The 24,163-nt window shown below is 71.4% G+C and carries 20 protein-coding genes; 9 read left to right on the top strand and 11 right to left on the bottom strand.

The features are described 5' to 3' along the window. Positions 1 to 9: 9 nt before the first annotated feature. The 3 genes from OG202_RS41550 to OG202_RS41540 are packed head-to-tail and all read right to left on the bottom strand — an operon-like array spanning position 10 to position 3,631. Complete coding sequence (locus tag OG202_RS41550; protein ID WP_326574539.1) at positions 10 to 1,074, bottom strand: iron-containing alcohol dehydrogenase family protein; 1,065 nt, start codon at positions 1,072 to 1,074, stop codon at positions 10 to 12. After that, on the bottom strand, positions 1,062 to 1,814 hold the full coding sequence (locus tag OG202_RS41545) for a phosphocholine cytidylyltransferase family protein (protein WP_326574540.1): 753 nt from the start codon (positions 1,812 to 1,814) through the stop codon (positions 1,062 to 1,064). Before OG202_RS41545 ends, OG202_RS41550 begins: the two co-directional genes overlap by 13 nt. Beyond that, positions 1,811 to 3,631: a DUF5941 domain-containing protein gene (locus OG202_RS41540; protein ID WP_328224784.1), complete on the bottom strand. Its 1,821-nt coding sequence runs from the start codon at positions 3,629 to 3,631 to the stop codon at positions 1,811 to 1,813. The genes OG202_RS41545 and OG202_RS41540 overlap by 4 nt, the downstream gene beginning before the upstream one ends. Before the next feature lie 582 nt (positions 3,632 to 4,213). Here OG202_RS41540 and galE point away from each other — a divergent pair. The 4 genes from galE to idi all read left to right on the top strand — a co-directional run bounded on the left by galE (position 4,214) and on the right by idi (position 7,508). Further along, positions 4,214 to 5,185: a UDP-glucose 4-epimerase GalE gene (gene galE / locus OG202_RS41535; RefSeq protein ID WP_326574541.1), complete on the top strand. Its 972-nt coding sequence runs from the start codon at positions 4,214 to 4,216 to the stop codon at positions 5,183 to 5,185. Between the two features lie 157 nt (positions 5,186 to 5,342). Beyond that, positions 5,343 to 6,281, top strand: coding sequence for a cation diffusion facilitator family transporter (locus OG202_RS41530; protein WP_326574542.1), 939 nt, complete (start codon positions 5,343 to 5,345; stop codon positions 6,279 to 6,281). After that, the gene (locus OG202_RS41525; protein ID WP_326574543.1) at positions 6,272 to 6,790 is read left to right on the top strand and encodes a GNAT family N-acetyltransferase; all 519 of its coding nucleotides are present in this window, start codon (positions 6,272 to 6,274) and stop codon (positions 6,788 to 6,790) included. Before OG202_RS41530 ends, OG202_RS41525 begins: the two co-directional genes overlap by 10 nt. 124 nt (positions 6,791 to 6,914) lie before the next feature. Then, positions 6,915 to 7,508 carry an isopentenyl-diphosphate Delta-isomerase gene (gene idi / locus OG202_RS41520; protein WP_326574544.1) on the top strand — a complete coding sequence of 198 codons (594 nt, stop codon included), beginning with the start codon at positions 6,915 to 6,917 and terminating at the stop codon, positions 7,506 to 7,508. A gap of 48 nt (positions 7,509 to 7,556) precedes the next feature. On the opposite strand, the gene OG202_RS41515 is transcribed toward idi, so the two are convergent. Beyond that, positions 7,557 to 8,066: an ATP-binding protein gene (locus OG202_RS41515; protein ID WP_326585532.1), complete on the bottom strand. Its 510-nt coding sequence runs from the start codon at positions 8,064 to 8,066 to the stop codon at positions 7,557 to 7,559. Between the two features lie 293 nt (positions 8,067 to 8,359). Between OG202_RS41515 and OG202_RS41510 the strand changes: the two genes are divergently transcribed. Beyond that, positions 8,360 to 9,103 (top strand): enoyl-CoA hydratase/isomerase family protein, encoded by a 744-nt coding sequence (locus OG202_RS41510; protein WP_326574545.1) that lies wholly within the window; start codon positions 8,360 to 8,362, stop codon positions 9,101 to 9,103. A 43-nt stretch (positions 9,104 to 9,146) separates the two neighbouring features. Here OG202_RS41510 and OG202_RS41505 read toward each other — a convergent pair whose 3' ends face one another. Together OG202_RS41505 and OG202_RS41500 are read right to left on the bottom strand one after the other, a co-directional pair. Next, positions 9,147 to 9,782: a DJ-1/PfpI family protein gene (locus tag OG202_RS41505; RefSeq protein ID WP_328224443.1), complete on the bottom strand. Its 636-nt coding sequence runs from the start codon at positions 9,780 to 9,782 to the stop codon at positions 9,147 to 9,149. A gap of 42 nt (positions 9,783 to 9,824) precedes the next feature. Next, positions 9,825 to 10,778, bottom strand: coding sequence for a GlxA family transcriptional regulator (locus tag OG202_RS41500; RefSeq protein ID WP_328224442.1), 954 nt, complete (start codon positions 10,776 to 10,778; stop codon positions 9,825 to 9,827). Between the two features lie 158 nt (positions 10,779 to 10,936). Between OG202_RS41500 and OG202_RS41495 the strand changes: the two genes are divergently transcribed. From OG202_RS41495 to OG202_RS41485, 3 genes are all read left to right on the top strand, one after another. Next, positions 10,937 to 11,803: an SCO6745 family protein gene (locus tag OG202_RS41495; protein ID WP_326574548.1), complete on the top strand. Its 867-nt coding sequence runs from the start codon at positions 10,937 to 10,939 to the stop codon at positions 11,801 to 11,803. A gap of 85 nt (positions 11,804 to 11,888) precedes the next feature. Next, positions 11,889 to 12,032 carry an LPFR motif small protein gene (locus tag OG202_RS41490; RefSeq protein ID WP_169800313.1) on the top strand — a complete coding sequence of 48 codons (144 nt, stop codon included), beginning with the start codon at positions 11,889 to 11,891 and terminating at the stop codon, positions 12,030 to 12,032. 157 nt (positions 12,033 to 12,189) lie between these two features. Then, entirely contained in the window at positions 12,190 to 14,583 is a 2,394-nt protein-coding gene (locus OG202_RS41485) for a Tex family protein (protein ID WP_328224441.1), read from the top strand. 188 nt (positions 14,584 to 14,771) lie between these two features. Here the strand turns inward: OG202_RS41485 and OG202_RS41480 are convergent, their stop codons facing one another. After that, on the bottom strand, positions 14,772 to 16,412 hold the full coding sequence (locus OG202_RS41480; RefSeq protein ID WP_326574550.1) for an ABC-F family ATP-binding cassette domain-containing protein: 1,641 nt from the start codon (positions 16,410 to 16,412) through the stop codon (positions 14,772 to 14,774). Between the two features lie 306 nt (positions 16,413 to 16,718). Continuing rightward, positions 16,719 to 17,747: an oxidoreductase gene (locus OG202_RS41475; protein ID WP_326574551.1), complete on the bottom strand. Its 1,029-nt coding sequence runs from the start codon at positions 17,745 to 17,747 to the stop codon at positions 16,719 to 16,721. Positions 17,748 to 17,813: 66 nt separating this feature from the next. On the opposite strand from OG202_RS41475, the gene OG202_RS41470 reads away from it, so the two are divergent. Then, positions 17,814 to 18,764 (top strand): FAD-dependent oxidoreductase, encoded by a 951-nt coding sequence (locus OG202_RS41470; RefSeq protein ID WP_326574552.1) that lies wholly within the window; start codon positions 17,814 to 17,816, stop codon positions 18,762 to 18,764. Positions 18,765 to 18,914: 150 nt separating this feature from the next. Here OG202_RS41470 and OG202_RS41465 read toward each other — a convergent pair whose 3' ends face one another. The 3 genes from OG202_RS41465 to OG202_RS41455 form a co-directional block, all read right to left on the bottom strand. Continuing rightward, positions 18,915 to 20,639, bottom strand: coding sequence for a BCCT family transporter (locus tag OG202_RS41465; RefSeq protein WP_326574553.1), 1,725 nt, complete (start codon positions 20,637 to 20,639; stop codon positions 18,915 to 18,917). A gap of 84 nt (positions 20,640 to 20,723) precedes the next feature. After that, positions 20,724 to 21,995 (bottom strand): M14 family metallopeptidase, encoded by a 1,272-nt coding sequence (locus OG202_RS41460; RefSeq protein WP_326574554.1) that lies wholly within the window; start codon positions 21,993 to 21,995, stop codon positions 20,724 to 20,726. Continuing rightward, positions 21,992 to 23,956, bottom strand: a complete 1,965-nt coding sequence (locus OG202_RS41455) for a Xaa-Pro dipeptidyl-peptidase (RefSeq protein WP_328224440.1) — start codon at positions 23,954 to 23,956, stop codon at positions 21,992 to 21,994. The genes OG202_RS41460 and OG202_RS41455 overlap by 4 nt, the downstream gene beginning before the upstream one ends. Positions 23,957 to 24,163 lie beyond the last annotated feature (207 nt).

Here is a 24,163-nt window from a genome sequence, read left to right as displayed (position 1 = left end):
GGGCGGAGTTCAGCTACCGATGGCTTTGGCATAGTCGGCGTATGCGTCCTTGATCTGGTCGGTGCTCAGTTCGAGGTGCTCGAGGATGGTGTAGCGGCCCGGCCGGGTCTGCGGGGCGAAGTTCACGACCTGGACGAACTCGTCCACGGTGAAGCCGATCTCGTCCGGCAGGACGGGCAGGCCGTGGTGGCGCAGGACCTCGACCATCTGGCCCGCGACCTCGCGGTTGCCCCGCAGGAACGTGGCGAACGCGCCGCCGAGACCGCACTGTTCGCCGTGCAGGGCGTTGCGCTTGGGGAAGCTGAGGTCGAACGCGTGGCTGATCTCGTGGCAGGCGCCCGAGGCGGGACGGCTGTCGCCGGCCACGGACATGGAGATCCCGCACAGGACGAGGGACTCGGAGAGCGTGGTCAGGAAGTCGTCGTCGCCGACCCCGCCGGGGTGGCGCAGGACGGCCTCGGCGGCCTGGCGGGCCATGGCGGCGGCCAGTCCGTCGACCTTCTCGCCGGTCTCCCGGCTGGACAGCTCCCAGTCGGCCACGGCGGAGATCTTGCAGATCACATCGCCGATACCGGCCCGCACGAAGCGCACCGGGGCCTCACGGATGACGTCCAGGTCGATGACGATCCCGATCGGGTTCGGCACACCGTAGGAGCCGCGGCCCGCGTCGTTGTCCAGCGTGGCGACCGGGGAGCACAGACCGTCGTTGGCCAGGTTCGTGGCCACGGCGACCAGCGGCAGACCGACGCGCGCGGCGGCGTACTTGGCGCAGTCGATGACCTTGCCGCCGCCGAGCCCGACCACGGCGTCGTAGTGACCGCCCTTCTTGATCGAGTCGGCGAGCCGTACCGCTCCGTCGATGGTGCCGTCGGCGTCGCAGAACCAGTCCGCCTCCGGAAAGGCGGGGGCGAACCGGTCGCGCAGCGCCGCGCCGGAGCCGGAGCTGATCGCGAAGGCCAGCCGGCCCGACGGCGCGATGCGCTGGTCCGACAGGATCGTCGCCAGATCATCGAGCGCGCCGGGACGGATGTCCACGACGACCGGCGAGGGGATGAGCCTCGTCAGTACTGGCACGCGATCTCACGTCCCTTGGCGAGGTCCTCGTGGTTGTCGATCTCGACCCACTTGACGTCACCGATGGGCGCGACGTCGATGCGGAAGCCGCGGTTCACGAGCTCCTGGTAGCCGTGCTCGTAGAACTGCTGCGGGTCCGTCTCGAAGACCGTCTTCAGGGCGTCGGCCAGCTCGTCGGCGGCCTCGCCCTCGATGAGGGTGACGCCGATGTACTCACCGGTCGCCTCGGCGGGGTCCATCAGCTTGGTGATCTTCGTCATGCCGCCCTCGGGGCCGACGACGACCTTCATCTCCTCGTCGGCGAGGGACTTCACCGTGTCGAGGGCGAGGATGATCTTCTTGCCGTCGCCGCGGGCGGCGAGCAGGGTCTTCTCGACGGAGACCGGGTGCACGGTGTCGCCGTTGGCGAGGATCACCGAGTGCTTGATGGCGTCACGGCCGCACCACAGGGAGTAGGCGTTGTTCCACTCCTCGGCCTTGTCGTTGTCGATGAGGGTGATCTTGAGGCCGTACTTGGCCTCCAGCGCCTCACGACGCTCGTAGACGGCCTCCTTGCGGTACCCGACGATGATCGCGACCTCGGTCAGGCCGATCTCGGCGAAGTTGCCGAGGGTGAGGTCGAGAACCGTGAGGCTCTCCTCGTCGCCTTCGGGGCCGACCGGCACCAGTGCCTTGGGAAGGGTGTCGGTGTAGGGGCGAAGACGCCGTCCGGCGCCGGCCGCCAGCACGAGGCCGATCATGCGGGTTCTCCTTCATCGTGTACGGCGGGTGCGCCGGTTTTATGGGCGGACACCCAGAAGCGGATGCTCTCGACGAGCACCAGCAGTGCCACGGCCACGGCGAGAGCCGTGAGCGCGACCTTGAACTCTGTGGGCGCGAGCAGCGCGGCCAGGACGGTGACCAGCAGGGTCCTGCCTTCGTGTCCGCCGATCGCCCGCACCAGCCACTGCGGTGGCGCGCCGGCGTCGCCGCGGATGCGGTACACCGTGTCGTAGTGATGGTAGGCGACCGCGGCCACCAGCCCGAAAGCCGCGGGAAGGGCTCCGTTCACATCGGCTTTGGCTGCCAGCAACAGCACGGTGCCGTATTCGGCGGCGCGGAAGAACGGGGGGACGAGCCAGTCGAGGGCGCCCTTGAGGGGCAGCGCGACGGTGGCACCGGAGACGACCGCGTAGAACGCGGCGGCCGCGACGGGCCACCAACTGCCGTACGGCGCGAGCCAGGCCGCTGTGATGAGGAGCACCACGCCGGGCAGCGCGACCAGAGCGCGGGAGCCGAACGGAGGATGGGCCTTGAACTTCCCGAGGAGTCGCGCCACGCCCGACGCGAGCGGCCCGCTGTCCGCGAGGTCCGCCAGCGCCCGCGCCGCCCGGTCGGTCCGCCGCGCCTTGCGCGTGAGCGAGCGCAGTACGCGGCCCGCCGTGGTGTAGGTGGCGGCGAAGGCGCAGCCGACGAGCAGCGCGTAGAAGGTGATACGGGGTGTGGTGGCCGCCGTGAGGATCGCGATCATCGCCCAGCGCTCACCGATGGGCAGGACGATCATCCGGCGGATCCAGACCGTCCAGCCGACGCTGTCGAGCTTGTCCGAAAGGGCGGCGGTGGGGCTGGTGTTGGCGGTGGCGTCGTGATTTGCCTCGTTGAAGGAGAAGTCGACGACGTGGCGGCAGGTCTGCAGGACCATCGCGCCGAGGGCGAGCCCCCAGACGTCATCACCGCCGCGGGCGGCGCCGAGGGCGAGGCCCGCGTAGTAGGCGTACTCCTTGGCGCGGTCGAAGGTGGCGTCGAGCCAGGCGCCGAGCGTCGAGTACTGCAGCGAGTAGCGGGCCAGCTGGCCGTCGGTGCAGTCGAGGACGAAGGAGAAGATCAGGAGCAGGCCGGCCGCGACGAAGCCGCCGCGCGTGCCGGTGGCCGCGCAGCCCGCCGCGATCAGGGCGGTGATCAGCGAGGCCGTGGTGACCTGGTTCGGGGTCAGGCCCCGGCGTGCGCACCAGCGGGCGAGGTAGCGGGAGTACGGGCTGATGCAGTACGTGGTGAAGAAGCCGTCGCGGGACTTCACCGCCGTGCGCAGCCGTACGGCCTCGTCGTCGACGGCGTCGACCGCCTGGCGGGCCTCGTTGCGGGCCTGCGGGTCGGCGGGGACGACGGCGACCAGGGTGCCCAGCTCGGGCCGGTACAGGCTGACGCCGTCCGTGTCGAGGGCGGCGACGACCCGGTCGGCGAGGCTGTCGACGGCGACCGCGGTGCTGCCGCTCGCGGCGGAGCTCTCGCGGGCCAGTGCCCGGGTCAGCGCCTGGCGGGCGGCGGGCCGCACGGTCACGGCGCCGGGCAGGGCGGCGGCCTCGAAGCGGGGGTCGGTGAGTCCCAGGCGCAGCGCGTGCACATGGCCCACGAACCGGGTGTCGACGATCGCGACCCGCTGGTCCGCGGGCACCGTCGCCAGGAACGTCTCGGCGTCACCGGCGTCGGAGGCGACCCGCACGTCGAAGCCGAGCGACCGCAGATCGCCCTCCAGCGACGATCCGGGCACCGGCTGACCGGTGAGGATGGCGGTCGACAGACGAACTCACTCCCTGGGTGCCGACGCGACCGCGCCGGGCATGTGCGTGGTGGGGACGCCCAGGTCCAGGGCCGTCGTCGAACTCCCGTCGCCCGGAGGGCGGCCTCGCGGCGTCAGGCGCGTGCTCTCGGCGTGCCGGGCGTGGACCCTTGTACTGGATGTACTCGGGTCTGCGCCCGGTGCGGCGAGAGTGCGTGCATGGCGCCGCGTGGCAGACGGGAATCCGACGACAGGCCCTGGGGCCCGGCGGCGTGTCGGCAGAGGTTATCGGATGAAGAGAAGCGGGCGTTCACCGCCCGTTCACGGCCTGATCGGTTCGACCTGCTCAAGCCGTCGGCCCTCCGCCGCGATCATCATCGGGGATCTGGGGGTCGCGCCACAAACTCCGGTCCGCATATCGGTTGATAGGGGACAGCGAGAGCGTGTGCCCTCTTCGAAGAGGGTGCGATCCGCGCCCCCTGAAGGGGCGCGGGGTACCGCGCGACCAGCCACGAACACGACCGCACCCGCCAACCCTGCACGTCCTCTACGACGAACAGACACAACACAGCCCCCGCGACGCACCCCGAATAAGGTGACCCCATGACATGGCTGATCACAGGCGGGGCGGGCTACATCGGCGCACACGTGGCGAAGGTCATGGCCGACGCCGGCGAACACGTCATCGCGCTGGACGACCTCTCCGCAGGGGTCCGCGGCCGCCTCCCCGAACGCATTCCCCTGATCCACGGCTCCGCCCTCGACGGCGGCCTTCTCAAGCGCGTCCTCGCCGAGCACGCGGTGACCGGCGTGGTCCATCTCGCCGCCCGCAAGCAGGTCGGCGAATCCGTCGCCCAGCCCACCCGCTACTACCAGGAGAACATCGGCGGTCTCGCCACCCTCCTGGAGGCGGCGGCCGGAGCCGGAGTCGAGCGCTTCCTCTTCTCCTCCTCCGCGGCGGTCTACGGCAACCCGGACGTGGATCTCATCACCGAGGACACCCCGTGCGCCCCGATGAGCCCGTACGGCGAGACCAAGCTCGCCGGTGAATGGCTGGTCCGGGCCGCGGGGCAGGCGCACGGCATCGCGACCGTGTGCCTGCGGTACTTCAACGTGGCCGGCGCCGCCGACCCGGCCCTGGCCGACACCGGGATCTTCAACGTCATCCCGATGGTCTTCGACCGTCTCACCCGCGACGAGGCCCCCCGGATCTTCGGCGACGACTATCCGACCCCGGACGGCACCTGCGTCCGGGACTACATCCATGTCGCCGACCTCGCCGACGCCCACCTCGCGGCGGCCCGACGCCTCACCTCCGGTGACGTGACCGGCGACCTGACCGTGAACATCGGCCGCGGCGAAGGCGTTTCGGTCCGCGAACTCATCGATCTCGTCGGCGAGGTGACCGGCGACCGCCGTCCCGCGCTCGTCGAACCGCGCCGCCCGGGCGACGCGCCGCGCGCGGTCGCCTCGGCCGCGCGGGCCGAGCGGGAGCTCGGCTGGACGGCCCGGCGCGGGGTACGCGAGATGGTCGAGTCGGCCTGGGCGGGCTGGCGGCTGCACCGCGGCCTCTGACCCGCCCCCGATCATGGCAACGCTCTGACCTGCGCATCGTTTCCGCAGGTCAGAGCACATGACAACGGTGTTCAGTGCCGCGTTGCCGGATACCCCCCACCCGTAGTTCACTGTGATCCGGAGCCGAACACACGGACGCATCTGGAAGGCGGATTCCATGGGGGCTGGGCACGATCACGGGCACGCGCATCACGCGCCGACCAGTGGTACGGCGGCAGCGGCGTACCGCGGGCGGCTGCGGATCGCGCTGTCGATCACGCTCACCGTCATGGTGGTCGAGATCGTCGGCGGTGTCCTCGCCGATTCGCTGGCGCTCATCGCGGACGCGGCGCACATGGCGACGGACGCCGTGGGCCTGGGCATGGCGCTCCTCGCGATCCACTTCGCGAACCGCCCGGCCAGCGGCAACCGCACCTTCGGTTACGCCCGCGCCGAGATACTCGCGGCGCTGGCGAACTGTCTGCTGCTGCTCGGCGTCGGCGGCTATGTGCTGTACGAGGCGGTCCAGCGGTTCGTCACACCGGTCGGGACCCAGGGCGGCCTGACCGTCGTGTTCGGCGCGATCGGCCTGGTCGCGAACATGATCTCGCTGACCCTGCTGATGCGCGGCCAGAAGGAGAGCCTGAACGTACGGGGCGCCTTCCTGGAGGTGGCCGCGGACGCGCTCGGTTCGTTGGCGGTGATCATCTCCGCGACGGTCATCCTGCTCACCGGCTGGCAGGCCGCCGACCCGATCGCCTCGCTGATCATCGGTCTGATGATCGTCCCGCGCACGGTGAAGCTGCTGCGCGAGACGCTCGACGTCCTGCTGGAGGCGGCCCCGAAGAACGTCGACATGGCCGAGGTGCGCGCCCACATACTGGCGCTGCCGGGCGTGGAGGACGTCCACGATCTGCACGCCTGGACCATCACCTCCGGCATGCCGGTGCTCTCCGCCCATGTGGTGGTCAGCTCCGACACGCTGGACTCCATAGGCCACGAGAAGATGCTGCACGACCTCCAGGGCTGCGTCGGCGACCACTTCGACGTCGAGCACTGCACCTTCCAGCTGGAGCCGGTCGGCCACGCGGAACACGAGGCGAAGCTGTGCCACTGACGACCGACTGGATCACGCGACCGGAGACGTCCGCCGACCGCGAGGGGGTGTACGGCGTCAACGCCGCCGCCTTCGGGACCGACGCGGAGGCCGGACTGGTCGACGCGCTGCGCGAGGACCCCGACGCCTGGCTGCCGGAGCTGTCGTACGTGGCCGAGGCACCGGACGGCACGATCGCGGCGTACGCGCTGATCACCCGCTGTCATGTGGACGAGGTCCCCGCGCTGGCGCTGGCCCCCGTCGCGGTGCTGCCGGACCATCAGCGGCGAGGGGCGGGAGGCGCGGTCGTCCGCGCCGCGCTGGAGGCCGCACGCGCGCGTGGGGAGCGGCTCGTCCTCGTCCTGGGGCATCCCGAGTACTACCCGCGCTTCGGCTTCGTACGTGCATCCGAGTACGGCATCCGGCCGGATTTCGACGTGCCGGACGCGGCGATGATGGCCCTTGTACTGGACGGTTCCGCGTCGGTGGCACCCGGCACCATCAGGTATCCGGCCGCCTTCGGAGTGTGACGCGCGAGCGGCGGGTGTCCCTCGGCGCGGTGCCCGGGTAGGACATGCGGGTTGGCGCGAAGTGCCGGGAGTGCCGGTTTCGTGCGGCAGACTTGAGGCTCGAAGAACGAGGCGAAGGATGGGCATGCCGATCACACCTGCCACCGCGATGCACAGTCCGCAGAACGGCACCACGGAAGCGATCCTGCTGGAGCTGGTCGACGAGGACGGCACCACGATCGGCACCGCGGAGAAGCTGGCCGCTCATCAACCGCCCGGTCGACTGCACCGGGCGTTCTCCGTCTTCCTCTTCGACGAGCGCGGGCGGCTGCTGCTCCAGCAGCGTGCCCTCGGCAAGTACCACTCCCCCGGTGTGTGGTCGAACACCTGCTGCGGCCACCCCTATCCGGGCGAGTCCCCCTTCGCGGCGGCCGCCCGGCGGACGCACGAGGAGCTGGGAGTCTCCCCGGCGCTGCTCGGAGAGGCCGGCACGGTCCGCTACAACCATCCGGACCCGGACTCCGGCCTGGTGGAGCAGGAGTTCAACCATCTGTTCGTCGGGCTGCTGCAGTCCCCGCTCCGGCCGGACCCGGACGAGGTCGGGGCCACCGCGTTCGTCACTCCGGCCGAGCTGACGGAGCGGCACGCCAAGGACACCTTCTCCGCCTGGTTCATGACGGTCCTGGACGCGGCCCGCCCGGCGGTCAGGGAGCTGACGGGTCCGGCCGCGGGCTGGTGACGACCCCCGGATCAGTGGTCCCGATCCGGGACCGGTGACATCTCACCCTTAGATCAGGTGTGCGGGTTTGAGCGGCAGGGCGACCCAGATCACCTTGCCGCCGCTCGCGGTGTGCTCGACGTCGCAGACCCCGCCCGCCTCCAGGGTGATCTCGCGCACCAGGAGCAGCCCTCGGCCACCGAGCCGGCCGTGGTCGGTCTCCAGGGCGGTCGGGCGGTAGGGGTGGTTGTCCTCCACCGAGACGCGCACCCACTCGGCTCCGACGGCGACCTCGACGGCCAGTGTGGGCGACAGGAGCGCCGCGTGTTTCACGGCGTTCGTCACCAGCTCGGAGACGATCAGCAGAAGTCCTTGGACGAGGTCGTCCGAGATCGGCACACCCTGCCGGGCGAGCAGGTCCCGGACGGCGCGCCGCGCCTGCGGTACCGAGGCATCCACGGCGGCGGCGGTGAACCGCCAGACCCCCTCGTAGGGCAGTGGCTCCGGCGGCCTCGGGTCGTCGGGCCCCTGCCCGACGCCTCCAGGGCGTGGGTCGCTCCCGCGCCCTTGGTCGTCCATTGTCCGGTCGCCACCCTTGCGCTCGATTGTCACCACATGTCGAGTGTTGGTAACTCAGCTCCGCACACGGAGAACTGAACAGAAGTCAGCGCGTATCGTCGACTTTCGGATCGCCCGTGAGGGATTCAGCCAGCCGTACGACCGCCCTTGTCCGGGGCGTGCCGCTTTCGGAACTATTCGGGTTGTACGGGTTTGGCGCCGGACCCGCCCGCCGCCCCCGCCGGCCGCTCACTCTCCGTGTTCCGGGACCCTTCTTGATCGTGGGGACGCGCGGGGTGGCTAGCATCCGGTGCATGGAGCCTCAGCTGCTGGACACCGTCGCCGACGGGGTCGCGACCGTCGTCGTCCACCACCCGGCCAAGCGCAACGCCATGACGGCCGGGATGTGGCGGGCGCTGCCGCCGCTGCTCGACCGGCTGGCCGCCGACCCGGGCGTACGGGCGCTGGTGCTCACCGGGGAGGGCGGGACGTTCTGCGCGGGGGCCGACATCTCCACGCTCCGGGAGTCCCCGGGTGAGGCCCAGAGGTGGGCGGGCACCGCCGAGGAGGCCCTCGCCGCCTTCCCGAAGCCGACCCTCGCGGCGATCCGCGGGCACTGCGTGGGCGGCGGCTCACAGTTGGCGGCGGCCTGCGATCTGCGGTTCGCGGAGGAGGGGTCGCTGTTCGGGATCACGCCCGCGAAGCTGGGGCTCGTCTACCCGGCCTCCTCCACCCGGCGGTTGGTGTCGCTGGTGGGGCCGAGTACCGCCAAGTACCTGTTGTTCTCCGGCGAGTTGATCGACGCGGAGCGGGCGCTGCGCACGGGGCTGGTGGACGAGGTGCTGCGCGCGGGTGAACTCGCCGAGCGTGTGGCGGAGTTCACCCGGGTACTGGTCTCGCGCTCCCAGCTGACACAGGCGGCCGCCAAGGAGTTCGCGAACGGCCGGACCGACCGTGACGTCCACTGGGCCGAGCAGGCGCGCGGCAGCGGCGACACCGCGGAGGGCGTCGCCGCGTTCCTGGAACGCAGACAGCCGAAGTTCACCTGGAACGTCTGAACCTCCTTGCCGGGCCGGACATCCGGCCCGTCGGCCGGAGGGATCACCGCAGGACGAAACGGCTGTTCTCGCGGAACCACTCGACGAGGTGGGCGGGTGCCTTCTCCGGGGAGCCCGCGTCGTACGGCGGCCGCGGGTCGTACTCCGTCGCCAGCTGGATCGCCCGTGCGTGGTCGTCGCCCGCGATCCGGCCGAGCAGCGTCAGGCCCATGTCGATGCCGGAGGAGACGCCGGCCGCGGTGACGTACTTGCCGTCGAACACCACCCGCTCCCCCGTCGACTCCGCCCCGAACCGCTTCAGCTCGTCGAGGGCCAGCCAGTGCGAGGTCGCACGGCGGCCCTCCAGCAGGCCCGCGGCGGCGAGCAGGAGCGAGCCGGTGCACACGGAGGTCGTCCAGGTGCTGGTGGTGTCGGCCGTGCGCAGCCAGCCCAGGAGGGCCTCGTTCTCCATCTGCGCGCTCTGGCCGGGGCCACCGGGGACGATCACGATGTCGGGGCTCGGCACCTCGGCCAGGGTCTTGTCGGCGGTGATCGCCAGGGCGCCCTGGTCGGTACGGACCGGTCCGGTCCGCTCGGCGACGAAGACCAGTTCCGCGTCCGGGGCGCGGCCGAGGGTCTCGTAGGGGCCCACCGCGTCGAGGGCGGTGAAGCGGTCGAAGAGGACGACGGCGATCTGCATGGGGTTCCCTTCCGTGGATGGGGCGCGCGGGGCGCCCGGGTGTTACGGGGTCGGAGCCGGGCGGAAGCGGCGGCGGTACTCCGCCGGGGAGGTGGCGAGGGCCTTCACGAAGGCGCGGCGCATGGCCTCGGAGGTGCCGTAGCCGCAGGTGCGGGAGATCTCCTCAACTCCGTCGGCGGTGTCCTCCAGGAGACGGCGGGCGTGTTCGAGGCGGACGCGGTCGACGTACCGGCCCGGCGTCATGCCCGTCTCGGCCTGGAAGGAGCGGGCGAAGTGGCGGGGCGAGAGCCGGGCGCGGGCTGCCAGGTGCTCGACGCTCAGGTCGTCGCCGGGATGCTCGGTGATCCACTGCTGGACCTCGCGCAGTGGTCGCCGCTGCGCGGTCTGGGCGGCGAGCTGGGCGCTGAACTGGGCCTGGTTCCCCGGGCGGCGCAGGAAGACGACGAGATGGCGGGCGATGGCGAGGGCGGCCTCGCGGCCGATGTCCTCCTCGACGAGCGCGAGGGCCAGGTCGATGCCGGAGGTGACCCCGGCGGAGGTGGCGATGTGCCCGTCGCGGATGAAGATCGGGTCCGGGTCGACCTCGATCGCCGGGTGGTGGCGGGCCAGCGTGTCGCAGTACGCCCAGTGCGTGGTCGCCCTGCGGCCGTCCAGGAGGCCCGCCTCGGCGAGCAGGATCGCGCCGGTGCAGACCGAGACCAGACGCTCCGCGCGCGGGCCGTGCTCACGCAGCCAGTCGACGATCTCGGGGGCAGGGTTCCTGGTGCCCTGGCCGCCCGGGACGAGCAGGGTGTGCGGGGCGGGGGCGCCGGCGAGGGTGTGGTCCGGGACGAGGGTGAGGCCGCTGGAGGTGCGCACGGGAGAGCCGTCCGGGGAGGCCGTGCCGATGCGGTACGTCCCCGGTGTGTGCTGCTCCGCGCCGGCGAAGACCTCCATCGGGCCCGTGACGTCGAGGCTCTGTACGCCGTCGAAGAGGACGACCAGGACGGTTCGCATGCCTCGATTCTTGGGCGGCCGGACCGTGTCCGCAATGACGAGTACCCCACCTTTCCTGCCACGGAGCCGTACGGGCCGCCGCCTGGGGCGGTGGGGTTCCCGCTCGGCTCGGGGCCCGCCTTCCTCGCACCAACCGACCAGTCGGTAACGTGCCGGGCATGACCTCTTCTCTTCCGGAGCGCGCCGGGCGGCGCTGCTACAGCTTCCTGAATCCGTACCACTCCGCGCACTACTTCTCGCCGGACCTCGGGTCGGAGCTGGCCGCCGTGGGGGTGGAGGACTCCGGGGCGGCGTACTTCGCGGTGCGGGCCGCGCCGATGGGCGGGGTCGGCCCGGGCGTGGTGACGGCGACGTTCTTCAACTTCCGGTACGAACTGGTGGCGAGGCATGTGCCCGCCGTGTGGGAGGCGGCGTCCCCGTCGGTGGTGCTGGCGGCACGGGAGCGGGCCGTCGACGCCACGCTGCGACGCTTGCTCGGCGAGGAGCTGCTCGCCTCCGAGGAGGTCGCCGAGGCGGCGGAGCTGGCGCTGCGCGCCGCGGAGGCGTGCACGAGGACCGCACGCCCCCTGTACGCCGCGCACTCCGATCTCCCCGTACCCGAGCGCCCCCATCTCGCGCTCTGGCACGCGACCACGCTGCTGCGCGAGCACCGGGGCGACGGGCATCTCGCGGCGCTCCTCGACGCCGGCCTCGACCCGGTCGAGGCGCTGGCCAGCCACACCGCGACCGGCAAGGGCATGTCCCCGAAGTGGGTCCTCGGCACGCGGGGCTGGAACCGGGACGAGTGGGACGCGGCGCGGGCGCGGCTGCGGGCACGCGGGCTGCTCGACGCCGAGGGCGAGCTGACCGGGGCGGGTGTCGCGCTTCGCGCGGAGATCGAGGACGCGACGGACCGCCTCGACCTGGCGCCGTACGAGCATCTGGGCGCGGCCGGGGTGGAGCGCCTCACCGAGCTGATGACGGGCCTGGTGACGACGATGGTCGGCGCGGGGGCGTTCCCGGCGGGGATGATCGGCAAGCGCTGATCGGATCGGTTCAGGTATGAACGGTGCGGGGCGCGGTACCCGATCGTTCCTGGCCCAGCCAGCCGGGAGACGAAAGGGGAAATACGTGTTCCGTGCGATCGCAGACGTGTTGCGGCAGATCGGTGGGGCCGTCGCGACCGTGGTCACGCTGCCGTTCCGGGCCGTGGCCCGCCTCTTCGGGGGCGCGTCGAGTTCGACGCGCCGCACCGGACGGGCCCGTCGGGCCTGAGGACTCCGGGCCGCGACCTTCGGAGCCGGACGCGACCACGCGTCCGGCTCCCCGTCTGTCCGAAGCCGACCGTACGAGTCTCACGCCCTGGCCCCCGCTGTCGGTGCCACCTGCCACAATTGCCGCGCAACCCCAGTGGAGAAGGCGGTACGGGATCGTGACGACACCCCTCGTAGGGTCCATCGAAGGCAGGATCGCCGAGGAGCTCGGCGTACAGGAGCGGCAGGTCAGGGCCGCGGTGGAGCTGCTCGACGGCGGTTCGACCGTGCCCTTCATCGCTCGCTACCGCAAGGAAGCGACCGAGATGCTCGACGACGCGCAGCTGCGCACCCTCGACGAACGGCTGCGCTATCTGCGGGAGCTGGAGGAGCGGCGGACGGCGATCCTCGAGTCGGTGCGCGAGCAGGGCAAGTTGACGCCCGAGGTCGAGGCCCGGATCCGTGGTGCCGAGACCAAGGCGCGGCTGGAGGACATCTACCTCCCCTTCAAGCCGAAGCGGCGTACGAAGGCGCAGATCGCCCGCGAGGCCGGTCTGGAGCCGCTGGCCGAGGGCCTGCTCGGCGATCCGACGGTCGAGCCGCTGGCCGCCGCGTCGGCGTTCGTGGACGCCGACAAGGGCGTCGCCGATCCGCAGGCCGCGCTGGACGGTGCCCGGGCGATCCTCACCGAGCGGTTCTCGGAGGACGCCGACCTGATCGGCGAGCTGCGCGAGCGGATGTGGGTGCGGGGCCGGCTGGCCGCCAAGGTGAAGGACGGCAAGGAGGAGGCGGGCGCCAAGTTCGCCGACTACTTCGACTTCGCCGAGCCCTTCACCGAGCTGCCCTCCCACCGCATCCTGGCCATGCTGCGCGGCGAGAAGGAGGACGTCCTCGATCTCGTCCTGGAGCCGGAGGAGCCCTCCGAGCAGCCCGGCCCCTCGTCGTACGAGGGGATCGTCGCCCATCGCTTCCAGATCGCCGACCGCGGCCGGCCCGCCGACAAGTGGCTGACGGACACGGTCCGTTGGGCCTGGCGGACCCGCATCCTCGTCCACCTCGGCATCGATCTGCGGCTGCGGTTGCGGACGGCCGCCGAGGACGAGGCGGTGAACGTGTTCGCGGCGAACCTGCGCGATCTGCTCCTCGCCGCCCCGGCCGGTACGCGCGCGACGCTGGGGCTGGACCCGGGCTTCCGTACGGGCGTGAAGGTGGCCGTGGTCGACGCGACGGGCAAGGTCGTCGCCACCGACGTGATCTACCCGCACGTCCCGGCCAACAAGTGGGACGAGGCCGTCGCCAAGCTCGCCCGCCTCGCCGGGGAGCACGCGGTCGAGCTGGTCGCGATCGGCAACGGCACGGCGTCCCGGGAGACCGACAAGCTCGCCGGTGAACTGATCACCAAGCACCCGGAGCTGAAGCTCACCAAGGTGATGGTGTCCGAGGCGGGCGCGTCGGTGTACTCGGCCTCCGCGTTCGCCTCGCAGGAGCTGCCCGGCATGGACGTGTCGCTGCGCGGCGCCGTCTCGATCGCCCGCCGCCTGCAGGATCCCCTCGCCGAGCTGGTGAAGATCGACCCGAAGTCGATCGGCGTCGGGCAGTACCAGCACGACCTGTCCGAGGTGAAGCTGTCGCGGTCGCTGGACGCGGTGGTCGAGGACTGCGTGAACGGCGTCGGCGTCGACGTGAACACGGCCTCCGCGCCGCTGCTGGCCCGTGTCTCCGGCATCTCCTCCGGGCTCGCCGAGAACATCGTGACCCACCGCGACGCCAACGGACCGTTCACCTCCCGCTCCGAGCTGAAGGGGGTGGCGCGGCTCGGCCCCAAGGCGTACGAGCAGTGCGCCGGCTTCCTGCGGATCCGGGGCGGCACCGACCCGCTGGACGCGTCCAGCGTGCACCCGGAGGCGTATCCCGTCGTCCGGCGGATGGTGAAGACCTCCGGTCAGGAGGTGGCGTCGCTCATCGGCAACACGGGGGTGCTGCGGTCGCTCAGGCCCGGGGACTTCGTGGACGAGACGTTCGGTCTGCCGACCGTGTCGGACATCCTGAAGGAGCTGGAGAAGCCGGGGCGTGACCCTCGGCCCGCCTTCAAGACCGCCACGTTCAAGGAGGGTGTCGAGAAGATCTCCGACCTGGTGTCCGGGATGGTCCTGGAGGGGGTCGTGACGAACGTGGCGGCCTTCGGGGCGTTCATCGACGTCGGTGTCCACCAGGACGGTCTGGCGCATGTCTCCGCGCTGTCCAAGACGTTCGTCAAGGACCCGCGTGATGTGGTCAAGCCCGGGGACATCGTCAAGGTGAAGGTTCTCGACGTCGACATTCCGCGGAAGCGGATCTCCCTGACGCTGCGGCTGGACGACGAGGCCGCGCCCAAGGGGCAGGGACAAGGGCAGGGGCAGTCGGGTGGGGGGTCTCGGCCTCAGCGGGGGGCGCGTGGGACTCAGCCGCCTCGGCAGCAGGGGCGTGGGGGTGGGGGCGGTTCCCGGCAGGGGGCTTCCGCGCCGGCGCCTTCGAACAGTGCGATGGCGGATGCGTTGCGGCGGGCGGGGCTGGTGGACAAGAAGCGCCGCTGAGGCGCTGCGGCGGGGGTTTCTCGCCCCCGCCGCCCCTACCCGTCCCCTCCTCCAGGGGCTGCGCCCCTTCGACCCCCGTCCGCGGGTCCGGTGGGGCTTCTCGCGCAGTTCCGCGCGCCCCTGACGAAAGCAGGGGGCTGCGCCCCTGCTTTCGTCAGGGGCGCGCGGAGCGGTGTCGTTCGCTTCTCTCAGCTCTCCGTCATCTTGCCCGCCTCCACCGCGAAGCGGCGTGTCACCCGTACCGCGTCCAGCATGCGGCGGTCGTGGGTGACCAGGAGGAGTGTGCCCTCGTAGGAGTCGAGGGCGGATTCGAGTTGTTCGATCGCCGGGAGGTCCAGGTGGTTGGTGGGCTCGTCGAGGATCAGGAGGTTGACGCCTCGGCCCTGGAGCAGCGCGAGGGCCGCGCGGGTGCGTTCGCCCGGGGAGAGGGTCACGGCCGGGCGGAGGACGTGGGTGGATTTGAGGCCGAACTTGGCGAGGAGGGTGCGCACCTCGGCGGGTTCGGTGTCGGGGACGGCCGCGCAGAACGCGTCGAGGAGCGACTCGGGGCCGAGGAAGAGGCCGCGGGCCTGGTCGACCTCGCCGACGAGGACGCCTGAGCCGAGGGCGGCGTGCCCCGCGTCCAAGGGGACCCGGCCGAGCAGCGCGCCCAGGAGCGTCGACTTGCCCGCGCCGTTCGCGCCGGTGATGGCGATGCGGTCCGCCCAGTCGATCTGCAGGGACACCGGTCCGAAGGCGAAGTCTCCCCGCCGCACCTCGGCGTCCCGCATCGTGGCGACCACGGCACCGGACCGCGGGGCAGCCGCGATCTCCATCCGCAGTTCCCACTCCTTGCGCGGCTCCTCGACGGTGTCCAGCCGTTCGATCATGCGCTGGGTCTGCCGGGCCTTCGCGGCCTGCTTCTCGCTCGCCTCGCTGCGGAACTTGCGGCCGATCTTGTCGTTGTCGTTGTTCGCCTTGCGCCGCGCGTTCTTGACGCCCTTGTCCATCCAGGAGCGCTGCATCTGGGCTCGGTCCTGGAGGGCGGACTTCTTGTCGGCGTACTCCTCGTAGTCGTCGCGGGCGTGCCGGCGCGCCGTCTCGCGCTCCTCCAGGTAGGCCTCGTATCCGCCGCCGTAGAGGTTGATCTGGTTCTGGGCGAGGTCGAGTTCGAGGACCTTGGTGACGGTGCGGGTGAGGAACTCACGGTCGTGGCTGACGACGACCGTGCCCGCGCGCAGGCCGGAGACGAAGCGTTCGAGTCGTTCCAGGCCGTCCAGGTCGAGGTCGTTGGTGGGCTCGTCGAGGAGGAAGACGTCGTAGCGGGAGAGGAGGAGGGAGGCGAGTCCGGCACGGGCCGCCTGGCCACCGGAGAGGCCGGTCATCGGCTGGTCCAGGTCGACGCCGAGGCCGAGGGAGTCGGCGACCTCCTCCGCCCGCTCGTCGAGGTCGGCGCCGCCCAGGTCGAGCCAGCGCTCCAGGCTCACCGAGTACGCGTCGTCGGCGCCCGGCGCACCGTCCACCAGCGCCTGGGTGGCCTCGTCCATGACGCGCTGGGCCTCCGCGACACCCGTACGCCGGGCGAGGAACTCCCGTACGGACTCGCCCTCCCGGCGCTCCGGCTCCTGCGGCAGGTGCCCCACGGTCGCCGTGGGCGGGGACAGCCGTAGCTCGCCCTCCTCCGGCGGGAGCAGGCCGGCGAGCAGCCGGAGCAGCGTGGACTTGCCCGCGCCGTTGGCACCGACCAACCCGATCACATCACCGGGGGCCACGACGAGGTCGAGTCCGGAGAAGAGCGAGCGGTCGCCGTGGCCGGCGGCGAGATTCTTGACGACGAGGGTGGCGGTCACGAGGGGCGATCCTAACGACAGGGGGGCGGGTCCTCCTAGCGGCGTCGTGCGGGGGCCGCATCCACCGATCGAGCCGCGTCCGGTCAGTTCGTGTCCTTCTTTTTCTCGCCCCCGCCGCCCCTACCCGTCCCTCCCCCACTCTCGGCTTCGCTCGAGCGGGAGGTGCCCCCATCCCTGGGGCTGCGCCCCGGACCCCGTTCGCGCGGTTCCCCGCGCCCCCGGAAGGGGTGCGGGGAACTGCGCGAGCAGCCCCACCCGCCCGCAGCCGACGCATGCGTCCCTCGGGGTCGAAGGGGCAGCGGTCACTCACCGCGCCATCGGCTCCACCAGCACGGTCCCCGACGTGCGGGCCACGATGAACGATTCTCCCTTCACGGCCTTCGGGTCCAGGCCGATGCGGTGCCGGCCCGCGGGGAGGATCCCGTCGAAGAAGCGGTAGGTGTGGGGGCGGTACAGCCGGTCGAGGCGGTAGGCGGTGAGCTCCACCCGGCAGGTGGAGGTGATCTCGATGCCGGCCTGTCCCCCGGCGGCGACGAGGCGGGTGAGGCGACGCTGTTCCGCGGGGCTGCGGTCGAGGGCGTGTTCGATCTGGGCGACGAGGAGCGGGATGATCGGGGCGAGCCCGTCGACGTACGCGACCTGGACTCCCGCGCGGTCGAAGGCCAGCCGTACGGCCTCGCGGTCCGCCGCGCCGACGGCCCGTCCGAAGGCCACGGCACCGTAGGTGCGCAGTTCCTCGACGGGCACGCCGGTGGCGTCGTGCGCTATGTCGGCACCGATACCGATGGCGCGCAGGGCTGCCGCGAGTTTGGCGAGGACGGCGACGCGGGCACCGATGAGGAGAACCCGGCGGCGGGCCGACGGCTCGGCGGCGGACTCCCGCAGCAGGGACCGCAGCGCGCCGCGGTACTCGGAACCGTGGAACCGGAAAGGACCGATGCCCGTGTAGCCGTTGAGTCTGAGGTCGGCCTCCTCCTCCGTCTGCCAGGCGAAGTCCCGCCACACGTAGTCGTCGCCGTCCCGCTCGATCACCGCGGTCACGGCACCGCAGGCGAGGTCGGCGCATTCGGGGCAGCCGTAGATGACGTAGCGGCCGTGTGCCAGTGGTGCTTCGGCTTCCAGGAGCAGGCTGCGCACCTGGGCGGTGAAGATCGAGGGAGGGACGTCGGAGGCGAGTGGGGAGACGGCGTCGAGGTCGGAGAGCTGGAACAGCAGCGGGCGTCCGTCGACGATGAAGTCCACGAAGTCCCGGTGCACTTGGTAGGCACCGTCGGCGAGGACGCCACCGGCTCGCATCGCCGGTGCCAGGCCGAAGGTCGCGTACTCGGCAGACATGGTGTGAGTATCCCCACAAAGGCAGACTTGTGAGCACTGCATGACATTTTCCGTTAACGTCCCTGCGTGACCAAGGAATCGAACAGTGACCTGATCGTGGTCGGTGGCGGAGTCGTCGGTCTGACGACGGCCGTGGTCCTGGCGGAGAGCGGCAGACGGGTCCGGATCTGGGCACGGGAGCCGGGAGAGCGGACGACGTCCGCCGTCGCGGGCGGGCTGTGGTGGCCCTACCGGATCGAGCCGGAGGAAGCCGTCGGCGAGTGGGCGCTCGTCAGCCTGGCCGTGTACGAGGAGTTGGCGGCCCGGCCCGACGAGACGGGCGTACGCATGGTCGAGGGCGTACACGGCGGGACCGCGCTGGACGAGCTCGGCGCGTGGGCCTCCCGGGTGGCCGGTCTGCGCCCGGCGACGGCCGAGGAATATCCCGGAGTCGGGCTGTGGGCGCGCCTGCCGCTGATCGACATGCCGGTCCATCTGCGGTGGCTGCGCGAGCGGTTCGTCGCGGCGGGCGGGACGGTCGAGGAGCGTACGGTCACGGACCTCGCGGCGGTCGACGCTCCCGTCGTCGTCAACTGCACGGGGCTCGGCGCGCGGGAGCTGGTGCCGGATCCTTCCGTACGTCCGGTGCGGGGGCAGTTGGTCGTCGTGGAGAACCCCGGGGTCGCCACCTGGCTCACGTCGGTGGATCACCCCGGTTCCGAGAGCACGTACTTCATCCCGCAGCCGGGTGGGTTGATCCTGGGCGGTACGGCGGAGGAGGACGCGTGGTCGTTGACGCCGGACCCCGTGATCGCCGAGCGGATCGTGAAGCGGTGTGCGGCGGTGCGGCCCGAGATCGCGGGGGCGCGGATCATCGAGCACCGGGTGGGCCTGCGGCCCGCGCGCCCGGCAGTCCGTCTGGAGCGGGAAGTCCTGCCGGGCGGGCGGGTGTTGGTGCACAACTACGGTCACGGCGGGGCCGGGGTCACGGTGGCGTGGGGGTGTGCGGGGGTCGCTGCGCGACTGGCCACCGTGTGAGCCGGCCACCGTGTGAGCGCGGCTGTGCGAGACCGGGCCGTCGGTCGGCCGCGGGGGCGCGGGGGCTGGTCGCGCCCCTGCGGCGGAGCCGCACATCGGCAGAGCCCCGCGCCCCTCATGGGGGCGCCGCACGCCGGCCCCGCGGAGTTCTCACTCGGGGCGTTGGCCGATCGGGTCTCCCTCGATCTCCGTGCCCTGGCCCGGGCCGACCCTGATCTCGAACTCGCCGTCGTAGCGCTTGTGGCCCTCGATGACGGCGAGTTCGACCGCCTCGGAGGCCATCTCCTCGCGGACGATCACGTGGTCCCGACGCAGGTCGCGCATCAGGGCGACGCACATGCCGATCATGACGATGACGAACGGCGCGGCCGCCAGGATCGTGAGGTTCTGCAGGCCCGTGAGGGCGTCGCCCTGCCCGCTGCCGACGAGGAGCATGATCGCGGCCACGGCCCCGGTGACGACGCCCCAGAAGACGACGACGAAGCGGCCGGGTTCGAGGGCGCCGCGCTGGGAGAGCGTGCCCATGACGATGGACGCGGCATCGGCACCGGAGACGAAGAAGATGCCGACGAGGATCATCACGAGCAGGCTGGAGACCGTGGCGATGGGGAACTCGTGGAGGACCGCGAAGAGCTGGCCCTCCGGCGTGGCCTCCTCACCGAGCCGGCCCTGCTCCTGGAGCTTCATCGCCGTCCCGCCGAAGACCGCGAACCAGACGAGGCTGACCGAGCTGGGGACGAGGATGACGCCGCCGATGAACTGACGGATGGTGCGGCCGCGGCTGATGCGGGCGATGAACATGCCGACGAAGGGCGTCCAGGAGATCCACCACGCCCAGTAGAAGACGGTCCAGCTGCCGAGCCAGTCGGCCACGCCCTCCCCGCCGGACGCCTCGGTGCGGCCCGCGAGCTGGGGCAGGTCGCCGAGGTAGGCGAAGGCCGAGGTCGGCAGCAGGTCCAGGACCAGGATGGTCGGACCGGCGACGAAGACGAAGACCGCCAGCACCAGGGCCAGCACCATGTTGGTGTTGGACAGCCACTGGATGCCCTTCTCCACACCGGACACGGCGGAGGCGACGAAGGCCAGGGTCAGGACGGCGATGATGGCGACGAGCAGACCGGTGCTCACCTTGTTCATCCAGTCCAGCTCCTGGAAGCCGGAGCCGATCTGGAGGGCGCCGAGGCCGAGGGAGGCCGCCGAGCCGAAGATCGTGGCGACGATGGCCAGGATGTCGATGATCCGGCCGCTGGTGCCGTTCGCGTGCTTCTCGCCGATCAGCGGGGTGAAGACGGCGCTGATGGTCTGGCGGCGCTGCTTGCGGAACGTGCTGTAGGCGATGGCGAGGCCGACCACCGCGTAGATCGCCCAGGGGTGCAGCGTCCAGTGGAACAGCGTGGTCGCCATCGCCGTTTCCATGCGCTCGCCGGAGCCCCCGGGGTTCGTGCCCGGCGGGGGCGAGGTGTAGTGGGCGAGGGGCTCGCTGACGCCGTAGAACATCAGGCCGATGCCCATGCCGGCGCTGAACATCATGGCGACCCAGGAGACCGTGCGGAACTCGGGCTTCTCGCCCTCGACCCCGAGGTGGATGCGGCCGTAGCGGCTGACCGCGAGCCACAGGGCGAAGACGACGAAACAGGAGGCGGCCAGCATGAAGGCCCAGCCACCGTTGTGGATCAGGCCGTTCAGCATCTTGCCGGAGGCGGTTTCGAGCGAGTCGGTCCAGATGGCGCCCCAGAGCACGAAGGCCAGGGTGAGCGCCGCCGTCACGCCGAACACGACGCGGTCCGTCCGGGGCCGCCCGCCGCCGGAGAGGCCCGCCTCCGATCCTGGAAGCGCGCCTCCCCCGTGGTGGGTGGTGCGATGATCGTGCGTCACAGGTGGAACCTTTCCGCGGGTGGCTGGAACTGACCTACTCCTGCCCAGGAACCCCTACCGCATGTGACGCCGACCCCTTCTTGTTCAACAGGCGGTGTCGGGCACCCCCGCCGTCAGGCGATACGGCGCCCGCTCGTCGAGCAGCAGCGGCACGAGCGCGCGCACCTGTTGGCGCAGCGGTACGAGGACGCCGTCGCCGTTCTTCCCGGCCCGTACGCGGACGCCGTGCAGGGCCAGCTCGTCCGCGAACTCCTCGTACTGCTGTTCGGTGAGCCGGTAGCCGCAGGGTGGGTCCTGGATCACCTCGGCGGGTTCGGCCGGGTCGTTGTCGGCGCCGCCCACGTAGACGGGGCCGGTGTCGCGAAGTCCGGCGAGCCGGGCCGCGCCGGTCACCCGGTCGACCTGCCGACCGCGTTCTCCCGCGAAGCGGAACAGGCCTTTCAGAGCGGCGAGCTGGGAGTTCACCCGGCGCAGGTTGTTGGCCGGTTCCTCGGTGCCGGCCGTCAGCGGTTCCACCCGGCTCTCGATCAGCAGCCCGACAGAGTGCTTGATTCCGGACATGTTCCGCAGGATGCGTTCCTGGCCGTCGCCGGCGACCTGGCGGATGGGATCGCCGGTGACCGGGTCGGTCCAGATGCCGTACGTGCCGGTCGAGTGGCCGGCGGCGGACGCGGCCGGGCGGACGTGATCCAGGGACAGGTTGCGGGCCTCGGTGTGGACGGCCGCGTCGGTGTTGAGGTTGCGCGGCCAGAGGTCGAAGAGGTCCTTGTCGTAGTACTGGGGCGTGGCGCCGTATTCGTGCAGGTCGTAGACGACGTCGGGCTTGCGGTCGCGCACGACGGCGGCGAGCGCCCGCGCCTCGGCCGTTCGCAGGGCGAGGTGGTCGCGGTTGATGTCGATGCCGTCGCCGTTGCCCCGGGTGTCGGCGGCCCGACCATCGGGGTTGGCGGTGGGCACGACGAGCACGGTGGTGGACCTCAGCAGCCGCTCGGTCCGTTCGTCCTGTGCGAAGGCGAGGTCGCGGATCGTGGTGAGGCAGGCGTCACGGCCGGAGGGCTCGTCGCCGTGCTGGCTGCAGATGAGCAGGACCGTGCGCGTGGTGGGGCGGGTGCCGATGCGGACGAGCTGGAGCGGACGGTCCTGCTCGGTCGTGCCGATACGCGTCGTCGACACACGGGAGCTCGCCCGGTCGACGGCGGCGAGGAACTCCTGCTCCTCCGGCTGACTGGTCCAGCGGGCGCCGCCCGACCGCTCGAATCCGGTGCGCGGCGCGGTGGTGTCCGCCGCGTACGCGGGCGCCGACAGCAGGGGTGCGGCCAGCGCGACGGCGATCAGCGCCGCGATACGGGCCCTCATGCGGCACCGCCCGGGACGCGGGCGGCCCGGCTCGGGTCGCGTACGCCGTCGAGGACCGAGGCCGCCGGGTGACCGATGGAGCCGGAGGTCGCCTTCCTGAAGGCCTCGGCACCGCCGACCAGCGGGACCTTCGCAGAGGTGCGCGCGAGGTCGATGGTCAGCGTGGGGGTGCTGGAGGGCGGGTCGATGAGGTCCTCGTCGGTGCCCGCGATGATCAGGGCGAGCCGGTGGCCCGCCGGGACGACGTGGTCGCTCGCGTGCAGGTCGAGGGTGATCGTGTACGGGGTGCCGGGTGTGAGCGGGGCTCCCGTGTCGGAGGAGTGGTTGCCGAGGTCCGCCCAGCCGCGGCTGACGATCGTGTAGTCGACATCGGCCGTCTTGGCCGCGGTCTCCCGGAAGCAGGAGCTGTCGCCGGTGGTGCTCGGGCCCCAGCAGCTGCGCTCGGTGAGGGTGGTGATGCCCTCGCCCGCGGTGGAGTAGTCGCGGATGGTGTCCGGGCCCAGGTCCACGAGGACCGCCGAGAGGTGGGCGGTGGAGGTAGTGGGCGTGGCGGTGACGGTCACCTTGGAGGAGCCGGACAGCCGCAGGCCCTGGGTGAGGGGCGGGGTGACGAAGCCCGCCTTGTCGGGGGTGGACCGGTCGACGTGCGCGGCCCAGTCGGTCTCGTTCAGCGCCGGGTCGTCGGTGAAGGTCTCGGTGCCGGACCGCTTGCGGAGGCCGAGGGAGCCGACGCCCGGCTCGCTGCCCCCGGCCGGGCGGAGGGTCGTGGCGTGCATGGGGCGCGGCGGCCAGATCCGGGACGTCTCCCACTGGTTCGGACGGCGTTCGATGTCGGCCATGGGCTCGTCGTCGATGCCGTTGTCGTAGCCGAGGAGTTCGTGGTCGAACCAGCGGTGCAGGGTGTCGACCCACTCGGCGCGGCGGAAGTCGAACGGGTCCACGTGGCCGGTCTGGGAGAGCCAGATTTTGCGCTCGACGCCGTGCTTCGCGAGGGCGTCCCACCACTGCCCGAAGTGCTTGGGGCGGACGTTCAGGTCCTGCTGGCCGTGGATGACGAAGACGCTGGCGTCGATCTTCCGGGCGTCCTTGACGTAGTCGCGCTCGGTCCACAGCGGGGTCCGGTCGCCGGTGCGCGGGGCACCGTCGACCAGTTTCTGTTGCACATGGCCGCACTTGGCGCGGGCGTCGGGACTCTCGACGTAGTCGGAGAGCCACTCGGGGCCCGAGTTGTAGAGGGGAGCGCCCTTGGCGAAGTAGTAGTCGTACCAGGAGGAGATCGCGGCGATCGGGACGACGGTCTCCAGGCCCTCGACGCCGGTGGCGGCCACCCCGTTGGCGATCGTGCCGTCGTAGCTCTTGCCGATCATGCCGGTCCTGCCGTTGGTCCAGCCGGCCTTGGCCCGCGTGGTGCCCGTCCGGGTGGTGTACGCCCTGCCGCGTCCGTTGAGCCAGTCGACGACCGCCTTGGCGGACTGGATGTCGGAGCGGCCGCCGACGTCCACACAGCCGTCGGAGCGGTTGGTTCCGGCGAGGTCGACGGCGACGAAGGCGTAGCCGCGGGGCACGAAGTAGTTGTCGTAGAACAGCGGCATCTGGACGACGTCGCCGTTCGCGTCGTACGTCTTGCGCTGGCTCTCGTTGCCCCGTCCACAGCAGGAGTAGTACGGGCTGGCGTCCATGATCACGGGGATCTCGCGGCCCCGTCGGTCGGGTTCGCTCGGACGGACGATGTCGACGGCGACCCGGTCCGTCCTCCCGTCGCGGTCGCCGTCGAGCCCGGTGTCCACCCAGACGGCCTCGCGGATGGCGTCGTCGTACGAGTAGACCGGTTCACTTTTCCGGGGGGTCGGGGTGCCGGCGACCGCCGGGGTCAGGAACGCGGCCGTGAGGGCGGCGGCCGTGGCCGCCGTCGCGAGCGGTCTCCAGGTCGTGAAGCGCATGCGTCGCACAGGTATCGGCATGCGCGGACGGTACTGCGGTCAACTCCCGTGGAGAAGAGGCCCTCTTGGGGCTCGCGGGGCTTCGGCCACGGTGTGGCCTGAAAGGAGTGTGGGACGGGGTCACTCGTGTCGGCCGAATGGCGATCGTGTGACAGAGGCGGCCATGGACACGGCCGGGTCCACAGGGACTGAATAGGCTCCGCACAGACTCTCGCGGAACCGTTCACC

Origin of the sequence: Streptomyces sp. NBC_00310, assembly GCF_036208085.1 — a bacterium.
Lineage (GTDB): Bacteria > Actinomycetota > Actinomycetes > Streptomycetales > Streptomycetaceae > Streptomyces.
This window is presented reverse-complemented; position numbering and strand designations above follow the sequence as displayed.

What these genes read in the sequence shown, in the direction of transcription:
- OG202_RS41475 (WP_326574551.1), bottom strand. Translation starts at nt 17,747, where the DNA reads ATGTCTGCCGAGTACGCGACCTTCGGCCTGGCACCGGCGATGCGAGCC.
- galE (WP_326574541.1), top strand. Translation starts at nt 4,214, where the DNA reads ATGACATGGCTGATCACAGGCGGGGCGGGCTACATCGGCGCACACGTG.
- OG202_RS41495 (WP_326574548.1), top strand. Translation starts at nt 10,937, where the DNA reads ATGACCTCTTCTCTTCCGGAGCGCGCCGGGCGGCGCTGCTACAGCTTC.
- OG202_RS41460 (WP_326574554.1), bottom strand. Translation starts at nt 21,995, where the DNA reads ATGAGGGCCCGTATCGCGGCGCTGATCGCCGTCGCGCTGGCCGCACCC.
- idi (WP_326574544.1), top strand. Translation starts at nt 6,915, where the DNA reads ATGCCGATCACACCTGCCACCGCGATGCACAGTCCGCAGAACGGCACC.
- OG202_RS41545 (WP_326574540.1), bottom strand. Translation starts at nt 1,814, where the DNA reads ATGATCGGCCTCGTGCTGGCGGCCGGCGCCGGACGGCGTCTTCGCCCC.
- OG202_RS41455 (WP_328224440.1), bottom strand. Translation starts at nt 23,956, where the DNA reads ATGCCGATACCTGTGCGACGCATGCGCTTCACGACCTGGAGACCGCTC.
- OG202_RS41510 (WP_326574545.1), top strand. Translation starts at nt 8,360, where the DNA reads ATGGAGCCTCAGCTGCTGGACACCGTCGCCGACGGGGTCGCGACCGTC.
- OG202_RS41500 (WP_328224442.1), bottom strand. Translation starts at nt 10,778, where the DNA reads ATGCGAACCGTCCTGGTCGTCCTCTTCGACGGCGTACAGAGCCTCGAC.
- OG202_RS41515 (WP_326585532.1), bottom strand. Translation starts at nt 8,066, where the DNA reads ATGGACGACCAAGGGCGCGGGAGCGACCCACGCCCTGGAGGCGTCGGG.
- OG202_RS41505 (WP_328224443.1), bottom strand. Translation starts at nt 9,782, where the DNA reads ATGCAGATCGCCGTCGTCCTCTTCGACCGCTTCACCGCCCTCGACGCG.
- OG202_RS41530 (WP_326574542.1), top strand. Translation starts at nt 5,343, where the DNA reads ATGGGGGCTGGGCACGATCACGGGCACGCGCATCACGCGCCGACCAGT.